The organism is Halomonas sp. NO4, from assembly GCF_010994375.1.
Lineage (GTDB): Bacteria > Pseudomonadota > Gammaproteobacteria > Pseudomonadales > Halomonadaceae > Halomonas.
Map to the genome: position 1 here is coordinate 92102 of NZ_WHMA01000003.1, position 17112 is coordinate 109213.

The 17112-nt window shown below is 68.0% G+C and carries 19 protein-coding genes; 9 read left to right on the plus strand and 10 right to left on the minus strand.

Translation table 11 applies throughout. The features are described from left to right. Positions 1-20: 20 nt before the first annotated feature. Positions 21-632: a hemerythrin domain-containing protein gene (locus FEF15_RS03525; protein WP_163557769.1), complete on the plus strand. Its 612-nt coding sequence runs from the start codon at positions 21-23 to the stop codon at positions 630-632. Between the two features lie 68 nt (positions 633-700). Here the strand turns inward: FEF15_RS03525 and FEF15_RS03530 are convergent, their stop codons facing one another. Next, positions 701-1129: a globin gene (locus FEF15_RS03530; RefSeq protein WP_163557770.1), complete on the minus strand. Its 429-nt coding sequence runs from the start codon at positions 1127-1129 to the stop codon at positions 701-703. Positions 1130-1330: 201 nt separating this feature from the next. On the opposite strand from FEF15_RS03530, the gene FEF15_RS03535 reads away from it, so the two are divergent. The 5 genes from FEF15_RS03535 (at position 1331) to FEF15_RS03555 (ending at position 5973) form a co-directional block, all read left to right on the plus strand. Then, a complete protein-coding gene (locus tag FEF15_RS03535; protein ID WP_163557771.1) occupies positions 1331-2326 on the plus strand; it encodes a peptidase U32 family protein in 996 nt (331 codons plus the stop codon). A gap of 9 nt (positions 2327-2335) precedes the next feature. After that, the gene (locus FEF15_RS03540) at positions 2336-3256 is read left to right on the plus strand and encodes a U32 family peptidase (protein ID WP_163557772.1); all 921 of its coding nucleotides are present in this window, start codon (positions 2336-2338) and stop codon (positions 3254-3256) included. Continuing rightward, positions 3253-3996 (plus strand): anaerobic ribonucleoside-triphosphate reductase activating protein, encoded by a 744-nt coding sequence (locus FEF15_RS03545; protein ID WP_163557773.1) that lies wholly within the window; start codon positions 3253-3255, stop codon positions 3994-3996. Before FEF15_RS03540 ends, FEF15_RS03545 begins: the two co-directional genes overlap by 4 nt. Positions 3997-4026: 30 nt before the next feature. After that, entirely contained in the window at positions 4027-5163 is a 1137-nt protein-coding gene (locus FEF15_RS03550; protein ID WP_163557774.1) for an AraC family transcriptional regulator, read from the plus strand. A gap of 216 nt (positions 5164-5379) precedes the next feature. After that, positions 5380-5973 carry a DUF6448 family protein gene (locus FEF15_RS03555; protein ID WP_163557775.1) on the plus strand — a complete coding sequence of 198 codons (594 nt, stop codon included), beginning with the start codon at positions 5380-5382 and terminating at the stop codon, positions 5971-5973. A gap of 88 nt (positions 5974-6061) precedes the next feature. On the opposite strand, the gene cdd is transcribed toward FEF15_RS03555, so the two are convergent. From cdd to FEF15_RS03585, 6 genes are read right to left on the minus strand one after another with little or no spacing between them, the layout of a single operon-like run. After that, positions 6062-6481 carry a cytidine deaminase gene (gene cdd / locus FEF15_RS03560; RefSeq protein ID WP_163557776.1) on the minus strand — a complete coding sequence of 140 codons (420 nt, stop codon included), beginning with the start codon at positions 6479-6481 and terminating at the stop codon, positions 6062-6064. Continuing rightward, positions 6478-7215, minus strand: a complete 738-nt coding sequence (deoD, locus tag FEF15_RS03565; protein ID WP_163557777.1) for a purine-nucleoside phosphorylase — start codon at positions 7213-7215, stop codon at positions 6478-6480. Before deoD ends, cdd begins: the two co-directional genes overlap by 4 nt. Then, complete coding sequence (locus FEF15_RS03570; protein WP_163557778.1) at positions 7215-8453, minus strand: phosphopentomutase; 1239 nt, start codon at positions 8451-8453, stop codon at positions 7215-7217. Before FEF15_RS03570 ends, deoD begins: the two co-directional genes overlap by 1 nt. Continuing rightward, positions 8450-9790: a thymidine phosphorylase gene (gene deoA, locus FEF15_RS03575; protein ID WP_163557779.1), complete on the minus strand. Its 1341-nt coding sequence runs from the start codon at positions 9788-9790 to the stop codon at positions 8450-8452. The genes FEF15_RS03570 and deoA overlap by 4 nt, the downstream gene beginning before the upstream one ends. Further along, positions 9790-10566: a deoxyribose-phosphate aldolase gene (deoC, locus tag FEF15_RS03580; protein WP_163557780.1), complete on the minus strand. Its 777-nt coding sequence runs from the start codon at positions 10564-10566 to the stop codon at positions 9790-9792. Before deoC ends, deoA begins: the two co-directional genes overlap by 1 nt. Before the next feature lie 19 nt (positions 10567-10585). Continuing rightward, positions 10586-11860, minus strand: coding sequence for a NupC/NupG family nucleoside CNT transporter (locus FEF15_RS03585; RefSeq protein ID WP_163557781.1), 1275 nt, complete (start codon positions 11858-11860; stop codon positions 10586-10588). A gap of 118 nt (positions 11861-11978) precedes the next feature. Between FEF15_RS03585 and FEF15_RS03590 the strand changes: the two genes are divergently transcribed. The 3 genes from FEF15_RS03590 (at position 11979) to FEF15_RS03600 (ending at position 13481) form a co-directional block, all read left to right on the plus strand. Beyond that, on the plus strand, positions 11979-12740 hold the full coding sequence (locus FEF15_RS03590; RefSeq protein ID WP_163557782.1) for a DeoR/GlpR family DNA-binding transcription regulator: 762 nt from the start codon (positions 11979-11981) through the stop codon (positions 12738-12740). Between the two features lie 75 nt (positions 12741-12815). Further along, positions 12816-13121, plus strand: a complete 306-nt coding sequence (locus tag FEF15_RS03595) for a nucleotidyltransferase domain-containing protein (protein WP_163557783.1) — start codon at positions 12816-12818, stop codon at positions 13119-13121. A 36-nt stretch (positions 13122-13157) separates the two neighbouring features. Beyond that, positions 13158-13481, plus strand: a complete 324-nt coding sequence (locus tag FEF15_RS03600) for a hypothetical protein (protein ID WP_205598468.1) — start codon at positions 13158-13160, stop codon at positions 13479-13481. A 64-nt stretch (positions 13482-13545) separates the two neighbouring features. On the opposite strand, the gene FEF15_RS03605 is transcribed toward FEF15_RS03600, so the two are convergent. The 3 genes from FEF15_RS03605 to FEF15_RS03615 form a co-directional block, all read right to left on the minus strand. Further along, on the minus strand, positions 13546-14313 hold the full coding sequence (locus FEF15_RS03605; RefSeq protein WP_163557784.1) for a ribonucleoside-diphosphate reductase: 768 nt from the start codon (positions 14311-14313) through the stop codon (positions 13546-13548). Positions 14314-14394: 81 nt separating this feature from the next. Then, entirely contained in the window at positions 14395-16506 is a 2112-nt protein-coding gene (locus FEF15_RS03610) for an adenosylcobalamin-dependent ribonucleoside-diphosphate reductase (RefSeq protein ID WP_163557785.1), read from the minus strand. A gap of 34 nt (positions 16507-16540) precedes the next feature. Then, complete coding sequence (locus tag FEF15_RS03615; RefSeq protein WP_163557786.1) at positions 16541-17014, minus strand: SCP2 sterol-binding domain-containing protein; 474 nt, start codon at positions 17012-17014, stop codon at positions 16541-16543. Positions 17015-17112 lie beyond the last annotated feature (98 nt).

Below are 17112 nucleotides of genomic sequence, written 5' to 3' on the forward strand. Positions count from 1 at the left end.
TGTGCGTCAAGGAGGTCACCATGAAAGCCATCGTCCTCGAACGCCTGCACGCCGATCATCATCGCTACCAGGCACTGCTGTGCATCCTCGATCGCCAATTGAGCATTGCCGCCAGCGGGGACATCCCCGACTATCGGCTGATGGCCAGGCTCTGCCACTACCTGACCCGTCAGCCGGAGGAGTGGCACTATCCGATGGAAAACATCCTGTTCGACCGCATGACGAGCTGCGACCCACACCACGGCGAGCTGCTCGCGGTGTTGTCCGAAGAGCATCGCCGCATCGATCGCTATGGCAGCGAGCTCGAAGCGACATTCCGACGGCTGGCGGACGAGTCACCTGGAATCGAACTCGATGAGAGCCGGCTTGGACTGGCCCAAGCCTTCAGCGAGCTCTACCACCACCACCTGTACAGTGAAAACCACCATGCCTATCCGCTGATCGAGCGCTACCTGTCTACTGCGGAACTCGATGAGCTCGCCCTCCCCCTCACCAGCCCGGCCGAGGGTAGTCCCAGTTTCCAACTGCTCTATCGTCAGATCGCCGATCACGGCACCGGGCTGCGCCTGGGCCACGGCGAGAAGGCTGACTTCTGCCCGCTGTGCGACGCCAGGCCGGCCCACTCTTCTTAACCTGGCTATCAAATGACCACAGGATCAGCCTACTTGGGCATCGCCCAGGGAGGTCTCGGTATCACGGCCTAACCGGAGGGACCATCCCGGTCATAATGGAAGGTCATATAGACGATGCCCGGCGTCATCACCAGCCGCCAGGCCAGCTCGACGTCGTCATTGAACTGCTCGTCGAAGTCACGAGCCGTGTCAATCAGGGTCTCGAGCCAGAGATCGTAGAGCGCCGGGGGGATATCAAGGTGTGCACGACTGTGGCTGATCGCCACCTCCTGAAGGTAGTAGTCGGCATGGCTCGACGCGTAGAACGCCAGCAGGTGGTAGAAGGCCTTCTTGAGCATGGCCCGCTGACGCGCCATGTCGGTGTCGCGGAACTTCGCCGCGACCTCCGGGGAGGCCACGAGGAAGCGCTCATAGAAGGCCTCGAAAAACGACTGTCCCTCGACCTCCCGGCTCAGCACCCGCACATAACTCGCATCGAACAGGCCTTCAATATCCATGACCTCCCCGCCTGGTGGGCATGCCTTTACCCAGGCTAGGCCATGCACGCGCGCGGGGTCTCGCCGGGCCTCCTCCTCATGGCCCCCGACATGACCTGCATCACGCCATCCACGAATGCCACCTCGCCATGATCCGCATCAAAGGCGCGGCCGCGGTAGTCGACTAGCATGGTCGGGTTTAAAGACTGCAAGGAGAGCGACATGGAGCTCGTCTGCCCGGCCGGCAACCTGCCCGCCCTGAAGCGGGCCGTGGACGAGGGAGCCGATGCTGTCTATTTCGGCTTCCAGAACGCCACCAATGCCCGCCAGTTCGCCGGCCTGAACTTCACCGACAAGCGCGCCCGCGAGGGCATCGACTATGCCCACGCCCGCGGCAAGCGGGTGTTCTGTGCCATCAACACCTACCCGCAGCCCGACGGCTGGGCACAGTGGACCCGCGCCGTGGACCAGGCCGCGGACCTGGGCGTCGATGCATTGATCCTGGCCGACATGGGGCTGCTCGACTACGCCGCCCGCCGCCATCCCGATATGGCCCGCCATCTCTCGGTGCAGGGCTCGGCCACCAGCCATGAGGCGCTGCGTTTCTACCACGACCACTTCGGCATCAAGCGCGCCGTGCTGCCGCGGGTGCTCTCCATCACCCAGGTACGCGACCTGGCCAAGCAGACCCCGGTGGAACTCGAGGTGTTCGCCTTCGGCAGCCTGTGCATCATGGCCGAGGGGCGCTGCTACCTGTCGTCCTACCTCACCGGCGAGTCGCCCAACACCCGCGGCGTTTGCTCGCCGGCGGCCCACGTCCGCTGGGAGGAGACCCCCGAAGGGCTCGAGTCGCGCCTCAACGGCGTACTGATCGACCGCTACGGCGAGGGCGAGCGCGCCGGCTATCCCACCCTGTGCAAGGGGCGCTTCGAGGTGGGCGGCGAGACCTACCACGCCATCGAGGAGCCCACCAGCCTCAACACCCTGGAACTGCTGCCGGAACTTCGCGAGCTTGGCATCAGCGCAGTGAAGATCGAGGGTCGCCAGCGCAGCCCTGCCTACGTCTCCAAGGTAGCCGGCATCTGGCGCCAGGCGCTGGACCGCCTGGCGAAGACGCCCGAGCGCTTCCATCCCGACCCCGCCTGGATGGCCGGCCTCGGCGAAGTCTCCGAGGGCGCCACCACCACCCTGGGCGCCTACGAGCGCCGCTGGAAATAGGAGAGAGCCATGTCCCCCCCCGAGACCCTGTCGCTGTCGCTGGGCCCGGTGCTCTTCTACTGGACCCGCGAGCGCTACGCCGACTTCTACTGCGAGGCCGCCGACTGGCCGGTGGAGATCGTTTATCTGGGCGAATCCGTCTGCTCGCGACGCCGCGACATGAAGCTCGACGACTGGCTGGGCATCGGCCGCGAGCTGGCCGAGAGCGGCAAGCAGGTGGTGCTCGCGAGCCAGACGCTGATCGAGTCCGAAGCCGACCTGCGCGATTTGCGCAAGCTGTGCGACAACGGCGAGTTCGTGGTCGAGGCCAACGACCAGAGCGCCGTGCAGCGCCTGGCCGCCGCCGGGGTGCCCTTCGTCGCCGGGGCCGCGCTCAACCTCTACAACCCCGCGGCGATCGGCGTGATGGCGCGCGCCGGCATGCAGCGCTGGCACGCCCCGGTGGAGATGTCGCGGAGTGATCTCGCCCGACTGCTCGCCGACTGCCGCGCCGAGGGGCTCGAGCAGCCCTGCGAGGTGTTCGCCTACGGCCACCTGCCGCTGGCCTGGTCGTCGCGCTGCTTCACCGCCCGGCGCCACCAGAAGCCCAAGGACCGCTGCCAGTTCGTGTGCCAGAAGTACCCCGAGGGGCTGGCGCTGCGCTCCCAGGAGTCAGAGGAGGTCTTCACGCTGAACGGCATCCAGACGCTCTCCGGTGCCTGCCAGGACCTGCGCCACGAGGTGGGCGACATGGCCGAGATGGGCGTCGGCGTGGCCCGCCTCAGCCCGCGCGCCGAGGGCATGGCCGAGGTGGTCGCCGCCTTCGACGCCGCGCGGCGCGGCGAGCTGCCCGCCGCCGACCCGCTGGCCCTGGTCGAGGCCGAGATCTGCGACGGCTACTGGCACGGCCGCCCCGGCATGGACAACACCCGGGCGGTGAGGCCGTCATGAACGCCGTGCTGCGCCTGGTCGACGCCACGGCAGCGGCCATCCGCCTGCCCGTGGCGGGGCTGGCCGCCGACAGCGACACCGCCTTTCCCGGCCGCCGGGCGGCGGTGGTCTTCCTGCAGGGCTGCCCGCTGGCCTGCAACTACTGCGACAGCGGCCCCATGGCCGAGGCGCGCCGTGCCAGCCCCGGTGAGTGGGAGGCGATACACACCTTCCTCGAGGCGCGGCGCGGCGAGATCGACGCCGTGGTGTTCAGCGGCGGCGAGCCCACCCTGCATCCGGAACTGGTCGCGGCCGCCGACGCCTGCCGCGAGCTGGGCCTGGCCGTGGGGCTGCACACCGCCGGCCCCTACCCCGAGCGCCTGGAACGGCTGCTGCCGCGGCTCGACTGGGTGGCGCTCGACACCAAGGGGCGCGGCCGCGACTTCGACCGCATCGCCGGCCGCGAGCGGGTCTGGCAGCACCACGTGCGCAGCCTGGGGCTGCTGCTCGACGGCGACACGCCCTATGAGTGCCGCACCACGGTGCACTGGCGCGACTTCGACCTGGAGAGCCTGGAGCGCCTGGCGCTGACGCTGGCCGACTGCGGGGTGCGCCGCTATGCCATCCAGCTGGCGCGCACCGCCCAGTGCCGCCACCCCGACTACCGCCAGGCGGTGCCCGACGCCCCCTCACGGGAGAGCGTGGAAGTACTGGTGCGGCGGCTCAAGCCCTATTTCGAGAGCCTCGAACTGCGCGGTTAGTCGACAGCGTACGGGAGGCAGGCAACCGAGATGTACCTGACCCTGGTCGATATCTTGCTGGCCACCAGCATCGTACAATCATTGGCCTTGGCCGCTTTCCTGCTGCTTCCGGAAACTTTCCGCCTGGTCAGCAACCGCCTGCTGGCCGCCAGCGTGATCACCTTCGCGGCCGGTCTCGGCGAGGTCTTCCTCTACGCTACCGGCCTCGCCCTGCAGCACCCCAATCTGGCCTACCTGGGCACCCTGATCGGCCTGCTGCAGGCGGGTCTGCTCTATCTCTATGCTCAGTCGCTGATGTACCGCGACTTCCGCCTCGTGCCCTGGCACGTCGTCCACACCCTGCTGTTCTGGATAGTGTCGGCCATCTTCCTGGTGGAGTACTACCTGCAACCCAGCGACGTGAAGCTGCAGATCCTGGTGAATCGCGATCACCCCGGCGTGCTGACGTCTCCCCTGCTGGCTGCCGCCATTCACCTGGTCGTACTCGGCTACCTGTGGGCCACCATTCGCGCTCTCAATCGCTTCGGCACCACGGTGCGCCAGCTCTTCTCCAATCTCGAGAACAAGCAGCTGGCCTGGCTGCGCACGCTGCTGATCGGCTACTCCTTCGTCTGGACCATCAGCCTGCTCTACTGCCTCTCCGCCCATGTCTTCAAGAGCAGTGCCAGCGCCCAATGGGTCTCGACCGTCGGTGCCATTACCGGCTTTTCGTTCATCAACTACCTGATCATCCATGCCCTGCGCCAGCCCGCCATCTTCTCGGGGCTGAGTGCCGAAGAAGCGCAGCTCGCACAAGGCGACAACGACGGCCACGCCACGCCCGTCATCGCGGTGGACAGGAAGCTGCTCCAGCAACTCGAGGCGCACATGACGACGACCAGACCCTACCTCGATGCCAACCTTTCCGTGGAGCAGCTTGCGCACCAACTGAGCGTCGCCCCCCGCGAGCTGTCGCGGACCATCAACCGGGGGCTGGGGAAGAACTTCTTCGAGTTCGTCAGCGACTACCGTATCGCCGAGGCCTGCCGACGACTGCAAACGGCCGGGGCCAGCACGACCATCCTGCAGGTGATGTACGACTCGGGCTTCAACTCCAAGTCGGTCTTCAACACGGCCTTCAAGAAGGCCACCGGCATGACCCCAAGCGCTTATCGCACCCGGTCCTAGCCGTATCCCGCCCAATGCAGCAAGCGTTTTCGGCGTTCGATTTTCGACACACGACGAGCGAACCCTTAACACACTGATATTGTTGGCATTCGCCAAACTACCGAACGCGTACGAGTCCGCGTTGCCGAACGACCCTGACGCCGCGGCTCCCTAGCATGGAGGCACAGTCGGCAAGCGAAGCCGGCTGACCCATCCACGACTTCGGAGCAAGACCCCATGAGACCTACCTTTCGCAAGCACCTGCTGGCTATCGTCACTACCTCCGCCCTTGCCTTGCCGCTGGCGACCCCGGCGTTCGCCCACTGCGACGCCATGGACGGCCCGGTGATCTCTGAGGCCCAGGCGGCCCTGGCTGCGGGTGACATCACGCCGCTGCTCAAATGGGTACCGGCCGCCGACGAGGCAGCGCTGTCGGACGCCTTCGACAAAACGCTCGAGGTGCGCCAGCTCGGCGACGACGCCCGGGAACTGGCCGACCGGCAGTTCTTCGCCACCCTGGTGGAAATCCACCGCGCCTCCGAAGGCGCCCCTTTCACCGGCATCAAACCCGCCGGCGAGATCGACCCGGCCGTCGCGGCCGCCGACGCGGCCCTGGAGAGCGGCAGCATCGACGAGCTGCTCGCCAGGATCAGCGCCAAGTTCGAGCAGACGGCCCGGGAGCAGTTCGAAGCGACGCTGGGGGGCCGTCAGGCCGCCGACGACAGCGTGGCGGCCGGGCGTGACTACGTGGAACACTACGTGCAGTACGTCCACTATCTGGAGGATGCCCACAACGCGATCGCCGGCAAAGCCTCGGCGCACGACCACTGATCGGTCTGCCTCGCAGCGGCTCCTGCCGGCGCTGGGATGACCACGTGCCGGGGCGAGAACACGACTCGCCCCGGTACGTGACGGCCAGCTAGACGGGAAGGTTCTCCGGCCCGAAGGCGTCGGGCAGCAGCTCGTCCAAGGTGTAGCGCTTGAGCAGCCGGCCCTGGGCGTCGACCACGTGGATGCGCGTCTCGGGTGTGGCGAACTCGCGGATGCGCTGGCGGCAGTCGCCGCAGGGCGTGCAGAGGTGCTCGCCGGGGCCGATCACATAGACGTCGCGCAGCCGCCGCTCGCCCGCGCTGACCATGGCGGCAATTGCCGAGGCCTCGGCGCAGAGCCCTTTGTAATGAGCCACTTCCACGTTGGCACCCACGTAGCGCGCGCCGCTCTCGCTCTCCACCAGCGCCCCCACGGGATGCTTCGAGTAGGGGGCATAGGCACGATCGCGCACGGCGATCAGCTCGCCGACGATGCCCGTATCCACGGCGTTGACGGTTGTCTCGCTCATGCCCGCTCTCCCCGTTTTGCGGCGTCGTCGCGAAGCACGGCGTCCAGCGCCACGCGCATCATCTCGTCGAAGGTGCTCTGGCGGTCGGCGCTCGACAGCGACTCACCGCGCAGGATGTGGTCGGAGACCGTGCAGATCGTCGCCGCCCGGGCGCCATGCTCGGCGGCCACACTGTAGAGGCCGACGGCCTCCATCTCCACGCCGACGATGCCGTAGCGCTTGAGCAGCACCGCCGTCTCGGAGCGCGGATCGTAGAAGAGGTCCGCCGAGAAGAGGTTGCCCACCTTGACCGGCACGCCCAGCGTCGCAGCGGCGTCCACGGCGTGGCGAGTCAGGGCGAAGTCGGCGATGGCGGCGAAGTCCATGCCGGCGAAGCGGGTGCGGTTGACGCCGGAGTCGGTGCAAGCGCCGAGACCGATCACCACGTCGCGCAGCGCCACGTCGTCGCGCACCGCCCCGCAGGAGCCGACACGGATCAGCGTGGTCACGCCGTAGTCGGCGATCAGCTCGTGGGCGTAGATGGAGACTGAGGGAATCCCCATGCCGTGGCCCATCACCGAGATCGGTCGTCCCCGGTAGGTGCCGGTGTAGCCCTCCATGTTGCGCACGCCGTTCACCTGGCGCACGTCGTCCAGGTAGGTCTCGGCGATGTAGCGGGCGCGCAGCGGGTCGCCGGGCATCAGCACGGTGTCGGCGAAGTCGCCGCGCGCCGCCTCGATATGTGGCGTGGCCATCAACAGTCTCCTGGGGTGACGGTGAGGAACGAGGTGCCGTCCACGAACGGCGACAGGCCGAAATGGGCGGCCAGGCTCTGGCCGATATCGGCGAAGGTCGCCCGCGCGCCCAGCGAGCCCGGCACCAGGCCGGCGCCGCTCGCCAGCACCGGCACCACTTCGCGGGTGTGATCGGTACCGTGCCAGCTGGGGTCGCAGCCGTGATCGGCGGTAAGGATCAGCAGATCGTCGTCGCCGAGCCGGGTCAGCAGCTCGGGCAAGCGGGCGTCGAAGTGCTCCAGGGCGGCGGCGTAGCCGGCCACGTCGCGGCGATGGCCGTAGACCATGTCGAAGTCGACGAAGTTGGTCATCACCAGCGACCGCTCGCCGGCCGCCTCCAGCGCCGCCAGGGTGGCGTCCATCAGGGCGTCGTGGCCGCTCGCCTTCAGCGTGCGAGAGACGCCGCAGTGGGCGTAGATGTCGGCGATCTTGCCGATGGCGATCACCTCGCCGCCGGCCTCAAAGAGCTTTTGCAGCACCGTGGGCGACGGCGGCTCGACGCTGTAGTCGCGACGGTTCGCCGTGCGCGCGAAGTCCGCCGCACTCGACCCGGTGAAGGGCCGCGCGATCACCCGGCCGATGTTGTAGGGCTCGAGCAGGCGCCGCGCCGACTCGCAGACCCGGTAGAGGCGCTCCAGGCCGAAGGCCTCCTCGTGGGCGGCGATCTGGAACACCGAGTCCGCCGAGGTGTAGACGATGGGCTTGCCGCTGGCGACGTGTTCCTCGCCGAGCCGGGCGATCACTTCGGTGCCCGAGGCGTGGCAGTTGCCGAGCACGCCGGGCAGGTCGGCCTCGCTCACCAGCGCCTCGAGCAACTCAGGAGGGAAGCTCGCCTGCTTATCGAGGAAGTAGCCCCAGTCGAAGCGCACCGGCACGCCGGCGATCTCCCAGTGGCCGGAGGGGGTGTCCTTGCCCGAGGAGATCTCTCGCGCATGGCCCCAGGCGCCCGCCACCTCGTCCGGTTGCGTGACGCCCGCGGCCCAGGCGCCGGTCGCCTCGCGGTGGGCGTGGAAGAGCCCCAGCCGGGCCAGGTTGGGCAGATGCAGCGGCCCATGGCGGCCGCGGTCGTCGCAGTCACCGCGCGCACAGGCGGCGGCGATATGCCCCAAGGTATCGGCACCGGCATCGCCGAAGCGCGCGGCATCCGGCGCGGCGCCGATGCCGAAGGAGTCGAGGACCAGCACGATGGCGCGGGTCATGGCACCTCCCGACGAATCACGTCCTGAATCAGGGTCGGCTCAGTCATTTCGCCCTCGCCAACCGTCACGGCGGCGCGCACCGCCCGGGCGGCCTGTTCGGCGTCCGCGCGGCTGGCGGCATGCACCACTGCCAGCGGGCGCTCGGCGTCGACCGCCTCGCCCAGGGCGGCGATCTCGGTAAGCCCCACGGCGGGATCGATGGCCTCGCCGGGGCTGCGCCGCCCCCCGCCCAGTTCCACCACGGCAAGCCCCAGGGCGCGGGTGTCCAGCCGCTGGACGATACCGGCCCGCTCGGCAGGCACGGCCAGCCGGACCGGCGCAGCGGGCAGGTGGCGGTCGGGCCGCTCGAGCAGATCGGCAGGCCCGCCGAGCCCCGCCACCATGCGCGCGAAGCGCTCGGCGGCCGCGCCGGAGGCCAGTCGATCATCGAGCCGGGCCAGGGCGGCGTCGCGATCCGCGGCCAGGCCGCCGGCGAGCAGCAGCTCGGCCGCCAACTCGCGGGTGACCGTGAGCAGCCGGCCGTCGTCGCCCTCGCCGGTGAGCAGGCGAAGCGCCTCGCGCACCTCCACGGCGTTGCCGGCGCAGGGGGCGAGCGGCTGGCTCATATCGGTGACCAGCGCCGTGGTGGGCGTGCCGGCGCGGCTCGCCACGGTGGCGATCGCCTCGGCCAGCTCCACTGCTGCCGCGTGAGTGGGCATAAAGGCGCCACTGCCGGTCTTGACGTCCATCACCAGGGCGTCGAGCCCGCAGGCGAGCTTCTTGCCGAGGATGGAGGAGACGATCAGCGGCAGCGACTCCACGGTGGCGGTAACGTCGCGCACCGCGTAGAGACGCTTGTCGGCCGGAGCGAGCTCGCCGCTCTGACCGACGATGGCCACGCCCACCTCCTTGACCAGGCGGCGGAAGGTGGCGAGGTCCGGGGTGACCGAGTAGCCGGGGATCGCCTCGAGCTTGTCCAGGGTGCCCCCCGTGTGGCCGAGACCGCGGCCCGAGATCATGGGCACATGGCCGCCACAGGCGGCGACCCAGGGCCCCAGCACCAGCGACACCAGATCGCCCACCCCGCCGGTGGAGTGCTTGTCGAGCACCGGCCCGGGCAGGTCGAGGCCGGACCAGGCGAGCACCTCGCCGGAGTCGCGGATCGCCTCGGTGAGCGCCACCGTCTCGGCCTCGCTCATGCCGTTGAGAAACACCGCCATGGCCAGCGCCCCGACCTGGGCATCACTGAGCGAGCCGTCACTGATGCCCGCCACCAGCGCCTGGATGGCCGCGGCATCCAGCGCCCGGCCGTCGCGCTTGGCGCGGATCAGCTCCTGGGGAAGAGCTCGGACCGCCATCAGTAGCCTCCCGCCGACCCGCCCGGGGCCGGCATCACACCGAGGTTGGTCAGCAGGTCGTCGAGCAGCCCCGAGGCGCCGAAGCGGAAGTGCGCCGGGGTGATCCAGGCCCGCCCCATGATGCGCTCGGCCAGCGCGAGATAGGCCTGGGCATCCTCGGCGGTGCGCACCCCACCGGCGGCCTTGAAGCCGATCTCCTTGCCGCTGGCCCTGATCGTCTCGAGCAGGATCTCGGCCGCCTCAAGGGTGGCGTTGACCGCCACCTTGCCGGTGGAGGTCTTGAGGAAATCGGCGCCGCCCTCGATGGCGAGCTCCGCCGCGCGGCGGATCAATGCCGGCTCGGCGAGTTCGCCGGTCTCGAGAATCACCTTGAGGGTCGCCCCACCGCACGCCTGGCGACAGCACGCCACCAGCTCGCGGCCCGTCTCCTCGTCGCCCGCGATCAGCACGCGATAGGGGAAGACCACGTCCACCTCATCGGCACCGGAGGCCGCCGCGGCGCGGGTTTCCCGAGCGGCGGCCATGACGTCGTCGCCGCCGTGGGGGAAGTTGGTCACCGTGGCGACCTTGACGGTGCCACCCAACTGGTGGGCGGTGAGGGCGCGCCGCGCGGTCACCACGAAGGCGGGATAGACGCACACCGCCGCCGGTGTGCCCACCGGCGTCTTGGCACGCTGACAGAGCGCCTCGATGGTGGCGTCGCTGTCGTCGTCGTTGAGGCTCGTCAGGTCCATCAGGGCCAGGGCTTGGCGAGCGGCCCGTTGCAGTTCGATCATGGTGTCACCTTGGTGTGTGTCAGCCGAGCGCGCCCAGCGCCAGGAAGAACCCGGCAAGGGTGGCCGACATCAGGTTGGAGAGGGTACCGGCCAGCACCGCCTTGAGGCCGAAGCGGGCGATGTCGTGGCGCCGGCTCGGGGCGATGCTGCCCAGCCCGCCGAGCAGGATGGCGATGGAGGATAGGTTGGCGAAGCCGCACAGGGCGAAGGAGAGGATCGCCATGGTGTGGGCACTCATCACCTCGCCGGTGGCGGCCACCACCTGCTCGCCGTCGAGGTAGGGGGCCAGATTGATGTAGGCGACGAACTCGTTGACCACCAGCTTCTGGCCGATGAAGGAGCCGGCGAGCGTCGCCTCCTCCCAGGGCACGCCGAGCAGGAAGGCCAGCGGGGCGAAGAGCCAGCCGAGCAGCCACTCCAGGCTCAGCGACTCCATCCCGAACCAGCCACCGATGCCCCCCAGCATGCCGTTGATCAGGGCGATCAGGCCGATGAAGGCGAGCAGCATGGCGCCGATGTTGGCCGCCAGCTTGAGGCCCGAAGAGGCGCCGGCCGCCGCGGCGTCGATCACGTTGGTCGGCCGGTCCTCATCCTCCTCGAGCTCCTCCTCGACCTTGGAGACGCTGTCCTCGGGCTCGCGGGTCTCGGGCATGATCAGCTTGGCGAACAGCAGCCCCCCGGGCGCGGCCATGAAGGAGGCGGCCACCAGGTACTCCATGGGCACCCCCATGGCAGCGTAGCCGGCGAGCACCGAGCCGGCCACCGAGGCGAGCCCGCCGCACATCACGGCGAAGAGCTGCGAGTGGCTCATGCGGGCGATGAAGGGGCGTACCACCAAGGGTGCCTCGGTCTGGCCGACGAAGATGTTGGCCGTGGCCGAGAGCGACTCGGTACGCGAGGTACCCAGCGCCTTCTGCAGCGCCCCGCCCAGGATACGGATCACCCACTGCATGATGCCAATGTAGTAGAGCACGGCGATCAACGAGGAGAAGAAGATGATCACCGGCAGCACCTTGATGGCGAAGACGAAGCCGACGTTATCGACATCGGCCAACCCGGCGAAGAGGAAGTCGATGCCGTCGTTGGCATAGAGCACCACCTGGCTAACGGCGTCGGAAACGGACTTGAGGACCGCCTGGCCGGCGGGCACGTAGAGCACGAAGGCGCCGATCCCGGCCTGGATGGCGAAGGCACCGACGACGGTCCTCAGGCGGATGGCGCGGCGGTCGTAAGAGAAGATCAGGGCGATGGCGATCAGCGTCACCATCCCCACCAGGCTCATGAGAAGCGTCATGGAGCACCTGTCCGATGATTGTGGCCCGTGGGGGCGTGGTCGATGAATGCACGTGAAAAATATAACAGGCAGTGTTATTTTTCTAACATTTTCTGCCATGACTTTCCGGACAACCGCCATGAACCCTCGCCGCGCCCAGCGCCTGACCCGCCTCACCGATGCCCTGTCCCGGGGCGGCAGCCTGCGTCTCGCCGAGGCCGCCCGCCTGTGCGGGGTCTCGGAGATGACCGTTCGCCGCGACCTGGCAGCTAGCGACGGGTCGCTCATGCTGATGGGCGGCCACTTGGTACGTGCCGACGACCCGCGCTATGCCCCGGCCTACGACCTGGCCGCACAGCAGGACAGCCACTACGGCGCCAAGCGGCGCCTCTGTCAGCGGGCCGCCGATTTCATCGAACCCGGCGATACCCTGTTCATCGACTGCGGTACCACCCTGATGCCGCTCGCCGGCCTGCTCGCCGACAAGGGCGAGCTCACCGTGGTGACCTACGCTCTGAACGTGGCCAACGCAGTGAGCAGCCTGCCGGGCGTGCGCCTGGTGCTGCTCGGCGGGCTCTACCACGGCAGCTCGCAGACCTTCGCCGACGATGGCATGGGGGAGGCCATCCGCCGCCTGGGCATCAACCGCGCCTTCCTCTCGGCGGCCGGGGTGCACGCCGAGCGCGGGGTGAGCTGCTTCCACTTTCACGAGGTCGCCCCCAAGCAGGGCGCCATTGCCAGCGCCGACCAGCGCCTGCTAGTGGTGGACGAGAGCAAGCTCGGGGTGATCCGCCCCGCCTACTTCGCCGCCCTGGCCGACTTCGACGTGGTGATCACCGAGGGGAACACGCGACTGGAGCTGCCTAAGGGCGCACCGGGGCCGCGAATCACCGCAGCGTGACTGACCCCCCCAACACGGCCTGAATCTTGGGCCACTGTGCTAAGATGGAAAGAGAAAATTCGTGGGATCAACGAGATGCGCCTGACATACCAAGAGCGCGAAATCATTCGCAGAGCCGCCCTGGACTGCTTTGGCCAGTCGGCCAAGGTACGACTCTTCGGCTCCCGTGCCAATGACGATGCCCGTGGCGGCGATATCGACCTGCTGATAGAAACCGACATGACCGATGTCGACGACATTGTGCGCGCCGAGATTGCCTTCCAGGTCCAGGTGCAGGGTGTGCTCGGCGAGCAGAAGATCGACCTGCTGATCGACTATCCGGGACGCGGCGAGCATCCACCCATCTTCGCCGTGGCAGAGCGCAGCGGGGTCCCGCTATGACCGCAGTTTCCCGGCAGCGCTTGGACGATGCCTGGCGTGAATGCCAACGGCATGTCCATCACCTCTATCACGCCATCGCCTCGCTTCAGCCAAACCTCCCACTCTCAGGGGAGCGACTGGCACGGCTCGACGACGAAGCCATTCAGGATCTGGACCAGTTCGTGCTGCGCTTCGGAAAGCACTGAGCAGTGGCAGCAGCTTCGCGCCATTCGTAACCGCTTTGCCCACGACTATCCCGATGATCACGACAAGAATGCCGCCCTGCTGAATCTGGCCACCGACTCGGTCGGCGATCTCATCGCACTGCTGCAGCGCATCGAACAGAAACTGTCCCTGCCCCCTCTCGAACCGATCTCCTGACTTTACCAACGCCTCGGGGCCGCATAGCGCGGCCCCGAGCAATCTTGCCTAACGAGGTGCGGCGTCAGCCGCACTTGGACCAGCCGCAGCCCGCATAGCAGGTGGGGCAGCCGTCCATCATGATCAGCTCGCCGCGGCACTCCGGGCAGTGGCCGACCACGGTGGGGCCGTCGCCCTTGCCGTCGCCCGCCTCGCTTCCACCGATGGTGGAAACGGCACCGCCGAGGGCGTCCTCCTCTTCCTCGGCCGAGGGCTGCCAGGCGTGGCCGTGGGTCAGGCGGTGAGCGTAGCGGCGCACCAGCTCCTCCACCGGCACCTGGTTGCCGTCCTGGTCGAGGAAGCCGCGCCGGTAGAGGATCTGCTGGATCGACCAGGCGATGGCCGCGACCTCGGAGTCGTGGAACATCGGCTTGCCCCAGCGGTTCATGCCGCAGCGCACCAGGCCCTTGTCCCAGGCCACCTTGCGCAGGTCGGCCACCGCCTGGGTGACGTAGCCGCCACGCGCGGCCAGCGACAGGCTGCGCATGGTGGCGGTGATCCACTGGTGCTCGCTGGAGAGCTGGCCGGAGGGAAAGAAGAACTCCACCGGGCGCTCGATCACCACCCGCTTGCCGTCGAGCACGCCCTCCACGGGCATGAACGACACCAGCAGGTAGACCTTCTTGCGCCCCTCGGCACCGACGTAGGAGATCTTCTCGGAGACGGCCTCGAGGGTGCCCTCAGGACGCGAGGGAATGCGCACCGTGAGCGGGTTCTCATCGGCCAGCGGCGCTTCCTCCACGGCCTTCTTGACGCTGTAGGAGACGATCTTGGAGTTGATTTCGACGGCCATCACGAGGCTCCTTGAAACGGTTGTTCGTTGACGCTCGGGTGACGGCGACCCACCGCCGTCACGATCGCAGTAGGACGTGGCTTACCACTTGCCATAGGTCCCCTCCTTCAGCGCGTCATAGAGGTTCGCCGCGTTGTGCTCCTCGCCGTCGTAGATCACCTTCTCGTCGCCGGCGAGCTCCACGGTCTCGCCGTTCTCCAGCTCGAAGACGTAGGTGGTGTTCTTGAGGTCGTCCTCGCGCACCAGCACGCCCTGGAAAGCCTCGGGGTTGAAGCGGAAGGTGGTGCAGCCCTTGAGCTTGCTCTCGTAGGCGTCCAGGTAGAGGCCCTTGAACTGCTCGAAGGGAAACTCCGTGGGCACGTTGACCGTCTTGGAGATCGCCGAGTCGACCCAGGCCTGGGCGGCGGCCTGGACCGCCACGTGCTGCTCCGGGGTCACCGCGTCGGCGGTGATGAAGTAGTCGGGCAGATCGCTCTCCACGGCGTCGGCGGCGATGAAGTGGCGGTAGGCGGCCAGCTCGAAGGAGACCACCTCGACCTGCTCCTTGGTCTTCTTGCCCGACTGGATGACGTTGCGGAAGTAGCGGTGCGAGAACGACGGCTCGATGCCGTTGGAGGCGTTGTTGCCCAGCGACAGCGAGATGGTCCCGGTCGGCGCGATGGAGCTGTGGTGGGTGAAGCGCGCGCCGTGCTCGGCCAGCGCCGCCACCAGTTCCGGCTCCACCTCGGCGACCTTCTGCATGTAGCGGCTGTAGCGCGCATGCAGGAGACGGCCGGGCACCTTGTCGCCCACCTCGTAGCCGTCCTTCTTGAGCTCGGGGCGCTCGCGCAGCATCTTGGGCGTGATCGCGAAGTCCTCGGCGAGGACCGGGGCCATGCCCTTCTCGCGGGAGAGTTCGAGCGCCTGCTTCCAGCCCTCGATGGCCAGGTTGCGGCTCACCTCCTCGGTGAAGGCCAACGACTCGGCCGAGCCGTAGGGGATCTTGAGCATGGTCAGGGTGGAGCCCAGGCCGAGAAAGCCCATGCCGTGGCGGCGCTTGGCCTCGATCTCGCGGCGCTGGCCGTCGAGCGGCAGGCCGCTGATCTCCACCACGTTGTCGAGCATGCGGGTGAAGATCGCCACCACCTTGCGATAACGCTCCCAGTCGAAGCGCGGCTTCTTGCCGAAGGGATCGATGACGAAGCGGGTCAGGTTCACCGAGCCGAGCAGGCAGGCGCCCTCCGGCGGCAGCGGCTGCTCGCCGCAGGGGTTGGTGGCGCGGATCTCCTCGCAGAACCAGTTGTTGTTCATGCGGTTGACCTGGTCGATCAGGATGAAGCCCGGCTCGGCGTAGTCGTAGGTGGAACGCATGATGGTGTCCCACAGCTCGCGCGCCTTGATCACCTCGACGATGCGGCAGGCCACGCGCCCCTCGTCGTCGACGGTGTAGCCCTCCTCGATCACCGGCCAGTCGCGGTAGATGAGCTCGGAGGGTTCGACGTCCTCCTTCTCGCCGGCGTGCAGCGGGAAGGCGAGCGGCCAGTCGGCGTCGGTCTTCACCGCCTCCATGAACTCGTCGGTGATCAGCAGCGAGAGGTTGAACTGGCGCAGCCGACCGGCCTCGCGCTTGGCCTCGATGAACTGGCGGACATCGGGATGGCCGACGTCGAAGGTGCCCATCTGGGCGCCGCGGCGCCCGCCGGCGGAGGCCACCGTGAAGCACATCTTGTCGTAGATATCCATGAACGCCAGGGGGCCGTTGGTACCGGCACCGGCGCCGAACACGAAGGCGCCCTTGTGGCGCAGGGTGGAGAACTCATAGCCGATGCCGCAGCCCGCCTTGAGGGTCATGCCGGCATCCACCACGGAGTCGAGGATGTCGTGCATGGAGTCGCGGATGGTGCGCGACACCGTGCAGTTGATCAGGCTCACCGCCGGCTTGTAGTCCTCGGCACCGGCATTGGACATGATGCGCCCGGCCGGGATGGCCCCGTTCTCCAGCGCCCAGCGGAACTTGGGCAGCCACTCTTCGGCCTTGTCGCCTTCCACGGCGGCCAGGGCCCGCGCCACCCGGTCCCAGGTTGCCGCCACGTCCTTGTCCACCGGCCGCCCATGACGGTCCTTGAGACGGTACTTGGAGTCCCAGATGTCACGGGACGGCACCTGCAGGGGCACCGCGTTGGATGTCTTGACGGCCTTGGTGGAAGTGCTCATGTCAAAGGGTCTCCGCAAGCTCGAAATCGTCGATTCAGTCGTCGTGTCGCGCCAGCCGCTCCAGGCGCGCCAGCCACTCACCCAGCCGCCCTTGGGCCAGGCCCTCTTCGCGGCTGTCCAGCAGGTTCTTGACCATCAACCCCAGCTCGGTGTCGCCCTCGATCAACAGCCGGCGCTGGAAGAACAGCGCATCTGGATCCTCGCGGCGCGTGGCCAGGCACAAGAACTCCCGCCAGCCGCCACGAATGGTCGCCTCGCCGGCCTCGCGGCACAGCACCAGGCGACCATCGGCGAGGGAGAGCGTGAGCATCACGCCCATGTCCTCCACGTGAAGGGTGATGCGCCGCCCTTCCAGGGCGTCGAACTCGCCCTCCGCCAGGGGCTCGGCGAAGGTGCGATTGAGCAGCGGCTCGACCACCCGGCATTTGACCGGCAGCGGCACCCGCGGGTCGATGGCACGAATCAGGCGGGTCGGAGCGGGGGGGCGCGGCAGCGATAGCGGCAACATGGACACTCTCCTTGGTCGGCGTCTCGTCATTGGACCATGAACCGTCGGCCCCTTCTCGCACGGGCCGGCGAACCGTTCATCCTAGGCGCCCTGGCCAC